At 46.9% G+C, this 7063-nt stretch carries 4 protein-coding genes; 1 reads left to right on the plus strand and 3 read right to left on the minus strand.

The features are described from left to right. From H6S82_RS12960 to H6S82_RS12970, 3 genes are all read right to left on the minus strand, one after another. Nucleotides 1-679: extracellular solute-binding protein (locus tag H6S82_RS12960; RefSeq protein WP_191056286.1), on the minus strand; the 679-nt coding region annotated here is incomplete at its 3' end. 75 nt (nt 680-754) lie between these two features. After that, a complete protein-coding gene (locus H6S82_RS12965; RefSeq protein ID WP_190470839.1) occupies nt 755-1972 on the minus strand; it encodes an RNA-guided endonuclease TnpB family protein in 1218 nt (405 codons plus the stop codon). A gap of 393 nt (nt 1973-2365) precedes the next feature. Continuing rightward, nucleotides 2366-5392: a glycerol-3-phosphate acyltransferase gene (locus H6S82_RS12970; protein ID WP_190470843.1), complete on the minus strand. Its 3027-nt coding sequence runs from the start codon at nt 5390-5392 to the stop codon at nt 2366-2368. Between the two features lie 257 nt (nt 5393-5649). Here H6S82_RS12970 and H6S82_RS12975 point away from each other — a divergent pair. Then, a partial coding sequence (locus tag H6S82_RS12975) for a circularly permuted type 2 ATP-grasp protein (RefSeq protein ID WP_191056287.1) occupies nt 5650-7063 on the plus strand: 1414 nt, incomplete at its 3' end.

Below are 7063 nucleotides of genomic sequence, written 5' to 3' on the forward strand. Positions count from 1 at the left end.
CCTTACCTTCTGCATCCACCAGCTGTACACCCATCTGCACAAAAGATTCCAGCACCTCCGCCGAATCTCCCGGTACAAACGTTACAAAAAACGCATACTTACCAGTCTTATCCTTCACCTGTTTAGCTAGATTTGCCAACTCTTCGTAAGTAATCGGCGGCTTGGTAATACCAGCTTGCTTAAACAAATCTTGATTGTAAATAGTAATATCTGTCGCCAAATACCAAGGAATACCAAAACTCTTCCCGTCGAACGTACTAGCCTTCCAAATATTCGGTAAATAAACTTGCCGTTCCTGAGTGGAAATCTTACTATCCAAATCCAGCCAAGCATTGCGAGCAGCCAACTGAGAAGCAAAATCTGGATTCAAGTTTACCACATCCGGAGCAGTCTTCGCCGAAACCGCCGTCAGAATTTTACTCTCCATCGCCGACCAAGGTACATCTACCCAACGCACCTTCACACCTGGATTTTTCGCCTCAAAACTAGCAATCAACTGATTGAAGTAATCTGTAAATTGAGGCTGCAACTGCATCGTCCAGAACTCAACCTCTTGGCGATCGCCAGTTGTAGTTTGCCTACTTACCACATTGCCACTGCTGCAACTAACTGCCCAGCTTAGCAACAACCCCAACAGCGCAAAAATTCCCCAACGTTTCCAAGTTTTATATCCGCGCATCGCCAGCTTGATTCCACTTTTCCTACAATTGACATCCTCCCCGCCCTACTGAGTTGAGGGCGGGGATTCCCTTCATCACTGAAGGGATTTCCTGGTTCTACGAGCAACCTTACCAGTCTGGGTTTCCCCATCCTCGCAGCGGATCATCTCATCCCCAGGCGTCACTTTCCGTCTGCCCGACGGTAGTTGTGCAAGACCTATTAACGCTTTTATCAAAATGTTTTTAGCAGCGTTAGTGTCACGGTCATCTAAGTAACCGCAGTGTGAGCATTTATGGGTACGAGTCGATAAAGCTTTCTTAACCTCATGCCCACAGTTCGAGCAATTTTGGGTAGTGTAATGAGGTGCAACAGCAATTACTGGCACATCAAACACTTTCCCAAAATACTCTAACCATTCTCTAAACAATGTCCATGCTGCATCACTTATGGATTTGGCTAGATGATGGTTTTTAACCATGTTCCGCACTTTTAGGTCTTCAATGGCTACCAAGTCGCTAGACTGGACAAGCGCCCTTGCAGTCTTAACCGCAAAGTCTTTACGCCGCCGTTGTACCTTGAGATGCACTCTACCTAACTTCTTAATGGCTTTGAGACGATTCTTGTCACCCTTAGCCCTACGAGAAACACGCGATGAAGCCCGTTTTAATGCCTTTTCAGATTTCCTTAAAAACCGAGGGTTCTCTACTTTATTGCCTTCTGAGTCAGTGTAGAAATGGTTTAAACCAACATCTATGCCCAGCATTTTGTTTGTGGCAACACGCGGCTCAATTCGTTCTTGGTCGATGGAAAACTGGACGTAATATCCATCAGCCCGACGAACTACACGAACTCGCTTTATTTGCTCTTTTTGATAAAAATGCAAATCACGACTACCCCACATTCTAAAGGTTCCAGCTTTAAAGCCATCCCTAAATGTAATGGTTAATCGATCGTCCGATAATACCCATCCATCAACCTTGTATTCAACAGATCCGTGGGTTTGATGTTTTTTGAACTTAGGAAAGCTTTTCTTGCCTGGAACTTGCTTTTTGCAATTATCAAAGAATCTAGCAATGGCACTCCACGCCCTTTCTGCACTAGCCTGACAAGCTTGAGCCGAGAGTTTCTTGCACCATTCAAATTGTTCTCTGAGTACCTTGCAATATTTGTTGAGGTCATACTTATTGACCCCTTTGTTATCCATCCAGTACCGAAGACAGGAATTCCGCACAAAACGAGCAGTACGAATCATCTCGTCTAAAATGGCGTACTGCTCGTTTGTTCCTCGTAATTTTGCCTCGAATACTAGCATGGTTTACTTAATTCCTATGCCATATATTTTAGCATAGGATACGGAGATTGTAAAAAGCAGGCATATTGAATACCTGCTTTTTACTTGGGGGAGTCCATGTATCCCCACCCTACTCCACTTCGTTCCGTTGAGGATGGGGTTCTATAGCTCCCCCAAACCCCCACAACTGATAGTTCGCAAATTGATTGTCACCAACAAATCGTATCAAATTCCCGTTTTTTTGGTATAATAGAAACTCCTCTAATCATACTTGTATCCAAATGCTTCGCCCTGCCTTTTGGAAAGGTTGTACATATAAGTTATCTGTGGGGGCGGGTGAAGCATTCAGATTGTTATATTTCCGTTGGCTGCGATCGACTGTCGCCCGAATGCGAAAGCCCCTACAGGATTTGGTTATTCAAGTATTTCGACTGTTCCTCTAGTTCCATCGATTCGCACTCGCTGTCCGTTTCGCAATAGACGAGTGGCATTGTGGATATCCATGACTGCGGGAATGTTATACTCGCGAGCAACGATCGCACCGTGCGATAAACGCCCACCCACTTCTGCTATCAATCCACCCGCACGCGCTAACAGGGGAGCCCAGCCAGAATCTGTGTATTCTACCACGAGGATGGTATTTTTGTCAACTTCGCCAAGGGCTTGCAAATTTCGCAACACTTTCACCCGACCCTCGACTTGTCCGGGACTGGCGGCTATTCCTTGCAGTTGTTGGCTGGGTTCGCTGACGCCAATTCTGAGCATAGCAGCTGGGGGTGCATTGCCGTACACCACTGGCGGTACTGTTTCCAATTGTCGGTCTTGTTCGAGTTGCGATCGCCTCTTTTGTACCAACTGCGCCAATTCCTCGGCGATTGTTCGATCTTCTTCAGCGATAAAGCGGCGAATTTCGGATAATTCCAGGAAAAAAATGTCACCAGCTTGCTTAAGCACACCTGCATCTAAGCAGATTTGTTCTAGCGCGATAAAGTTCCAGCGCAGTTCTGCCAGCAACTGGCTGTAAACTTCCGTCACCCTACCTTTGAGATCTAAACGACGCTGTAGAGAACTTTGTGTTTTGCGTTGCGATTTTTGAGTAGAAGAATGTTGTTGGGAATCGGAAGGAGGATTAAAAACAAACTGTGCAAACAATTCCCGAACTGGACTGGGGTCTTCTTTCCAAGTGGGAACGGCAATATCGGTGCCTACATCGCTGAGATAGCCGTATTTGTCTAAAAATTCGTCAAATTGTTTTAAAATTGAGTCACCATCCGGAATTTCCGCTAATCTGGCAAACAGGGTAGGCGCAAAATCTCGATCGCTTTCCACATTGTTTAATTGGGATTGGGATAGCAGATGACGAGCTGCATTCGCAAGTTCCCGGAGTCTTCGCAAACTCGCAACTTCCGGCGTCTGACCGGCATCCAATTCGGCATCTTTAACCTTTAGTATTGCCTGCCGCAATGCCAAACTCAAAGGTGCCAAAATACTGTAAAATGTAGCACGCTTGAGTAAATCGAGGATGAAGTCGATCGTTTCTAGGATTGCTTGCGGGGAGAAGTGAGGGAGAGTTGCCGGTCGTCCTATTTTTGGCCGACTTTGGCTCAATTCGGCTAAAGCAGGTGCAAAATATCGCCGATAATCTCGTTGAAAATCTTTTTCCAAACGCAATTCGCGACCCAACAGGCGGAGTAATCCCGGCACATTTTGCCAAGTGGAACGCCAAGGTGGTTTGCTAAATTTAGCACCTCTAGTTAAAAATTCCAAACTTTCGGCAGGTAATCCCATTCGGCGAAAAATTTGTCCTAACAAAGTAGCATTAAAATAAGCGCGAGAGTAATGCAAAGTTGCCGTTTCGTTGAAATCCAAACCACGCGCCCGTTTATCTAAAACTAAGGTAAAAATTTCTCCCCAAACGCCACAAGTGAGAGGACGGTTAATCGACCAAGTGAGGGGGCGAATCAATCCTGGAATCACTTCGGCGGCAATTTTGCGCGTCCAAATAGGAGATAAATTAGTAATGGGACGCGATTGCAAAATCCACAATATTTCGCCATCGTAACTCCACTCGATATCTTGCGGGATACCGTGATAGCGATTTTCCAATTCTCGCGCCAGAATAGCCACTTGTCGAATTAACTTTTGGGGAACATCTCCTTCGCCTTCCACAACTACTTCTGCGTTTTGAGTGGGAGAGGAGGGAAGTGGGAGATTTTCTCGCTCTTTGACAATAACGCGATATTGTTCTGGCGTGACTTTACCGGAAACTACTCGCGAAGCAGCTCCGGGTAAAGCTTCGATCGCCACCGCATCCCCATGTCCTAAAATAGGATCGCGGCTGAACGCAACTCCAGAAAACGCACCAGAAACTTGTTTTTGAATTACCACCGCCATACTCGCTTCTGGGAGATATCGCTGTTGGCGATAATCAACCGCACTCGGTAAATTGTAAGAAGCTTGACAGCGCAGAATTGCCTGTTGCAAAGCTTCTCGACTGGTAACATTTAATATAGTTTCATACTGTCCAGCCGCAGAAGCAAGTTCGGAATCTTCCCCAATCGCAGAAGAACGCACCACCAAAGGCGATGTGGGAGAAGGTTGCAAAGATTCTATCAAAGGTGCGGAGTCATCTCCCGGCGGTAATACCCATCCATCCGGCACCGAGTAGCCCCAGCGTTTTAATTGAGATAGAGTGGCAGCTTTTTGTCCGACTTTAGACGTATCGAGCTGTTGGTCGAGAGAAATCATAGCTTTGTCGCCGCGAAAAAAGCGAAACATTTTTTCAGAATCCGCCTGTCCTGCTTCTGGGCGCAGATCGAGATCGTCGGGTATCTTTTTATATATCCAGCCGATTAACATCGCCAAAGATATCGCGACAAAGATGCGATCGTACTCGTGGGGATGCAATAATGCCAACATCAGCGGAAACAGAATCAACACTGCTATCCTTCCCGCACTGCGTTCCCGCAAAATTGTAAAGCTGATTCCCCCAATCAAAAACACCAATCCCGCCACCCGGACATCGTGGAAAACAAAACCCCACACTACATTAGTTGTACCGGCACCTTTCCCCATCCAGTATCGCCCCATGACCAAAGCCACCAAAGCGATTAATTCCCACGTCGCCGATGGCGATATGACTGTTTCCGGGTGAAATAGTCCTCGCGTCAGCATTTCCCACACCGAGTCCCCTGGCTGAAAGAAAGCACGCGCCATCATTACAGCCGCGATACCTTTTCCCGCTTCCGACAGCACAGCTAGAATACCCGCCAGAGTCCCCCCGTGGTAAAATGCTGCTTGCACGCCGATATTGCCAGTGCCAATTTCTCGCAGCTTTCGCCGCTTCAGTGCGTAGACTATCCATCCTGTCAAAGGCAGTCCCCCCAACAGCGGACAGATAATCAAAATCAGCAGTACACCCCAAACTTGCGTCAGTGTCATGATGCAGTCGAGTTACAAATCATAAATTTATATATATTTTGGGTTTCGTTACCTCAACCCAACCTACAGTTTACTTAACTTTTGACTCCCCCACTCCCCCATTCCCCTATTTACAGCGGACGCATCACACTTTAGGCTGAATTATGAGCGATCGCCATTCATCTGTAACTCGTCATCGCTCAGCAGTCAGCCTCATAAATCGGCATAGCAAAAAATTCGATCGCCAATCGCCTTTTCACTTATAACCAATACCCAATATGCGATTTGATACTTACGAACCGGGAGACTTCTATGATGAACTCTTTATCGCCAAAGAGCAACCCCGCTCAGAGGCGACCCTTTTAATCGAAAGGATTAATTCTCTACCGCCAAAAGAACTCCAGCGCCGCCAGCAAGTCGCCCAGAAAGCCCTCTTCAAGCTGGGAGCGACTTTCAACGTCTACGGCGATAATCGGGGTACGGAACGCATCTTTCCTTTTGATGTCATTCCCCGCATTGTTTCGGCGGAAGAATGGGAGGTACTGGAAAAAGGACTCAAACAGCGTATCTACGCCCTGAATTGCTTTATTGCAGATATCTACGACGCTCAAAAAATTATCAAGGACGGCGTTATTCCTGCGGAATTAATTGCTTCCGCCAAAGGATTTTTGCAACCTTGCATCGGATTAAAACCACCCGGAGGAATTTGGTGTCATATCACCGGTACGGATTTAGTGCGAGAAAAAGACGGTCAGTGGTACGTTTTGGAAGATAATCTCCGCTGTCCTTCCGGTATCTCCTACGTTTTGGAGAATCGCCGGGTGATGAAGTCGTCCTTCCCCAAATTATTCGAGACAATGGCAATTCGACCCGTGGACGACTACCCCAGCCATTTGCTCGACACTCTGCTCAATCTAGCACCTACCAATTTAACAGACCCGACTGTAGTAGTTCTTACCCCTGGCATCTATAATTCTGCCTACTTCGAGCATTCTTTTCTCGCCCAGCAAATGGGTGTCGAACTGGTGGAAGGTAGAGATTTGGTAGTGGCGGATGGCTACCTGCAAATGCGTACCACCAAAGGATTGCAACGAGTTGATGCTATCTATCGTCGCATCGATGACGACTTTATCGACCCGCAGGTATTTCGCTCCGATTCGATGTTGGGCGTACCCGGTTTAACTGAAGTTTACCGCAATCGTCGGGTGGCGATCGCCAACGCCTTGGGAACGGGAGTCGCCGACGATAAAGTCATCTACGCCTACGTTCCCCAAATGATTCGCTACTACCTTGGCGAAGATGCCATTTTGCAAAACGTTCCCACTTACCTGTGCTGGGAAGAAAAGCAATTAAACTATGTTCTTGCCAATTTAGACAAACTCGTGGTAAAATGCGCCAACGAATCCGGTGGCTACGGTATGTTAGTTGGCCCCCACGCCACACCGGAAAAACGACAAGAATTTGCCCAATTAATTCAAGCCAATCCGCGCAATTATATTGCCCAACCTACCCTTTGCCTATCGCGAGTTCCCACAATACTAGACGATAGTTTTGAAGGATGTCATGTGGATTTGCGTCCTTACATTCTCTACGGCAAAGATATCTACGTACACCCAGGCGGTTTAACTCGTGTCGCCCTCAAAAAAGGTTCTTTAGTAGTAAATTCCTCCCAAGGTGGCGGTAGCAAAGATA

This window comes from Planktothrix sp. FACHB-1355 (genome assembly GCF_014748295.1).
GTDB classification, from domain to species: Bacteria; Cyanobacteriota; Cyanobacteriia; order Cyanobacteriales; family Aerosakkonemataceae; genus Aerosakkonema; species Aerosakkonema funiforme_A.

Coding starts and splice junctions, on each gene's coding strand:
- H6S82_RS12965 (WP_190470839.1), bottom strand. CDS start 1,972: ATGCTAGTATTCGAGGCAAAATTACGAGGAACAAACGAGCAGTACGCC.
- H6S82_RS12970 (WP_190470843.1), bottom strand. CDS start 5,392: ATGACACTGACGCAAGTTTGGGGTGTACTGCTGATTTTGATTATCTGT.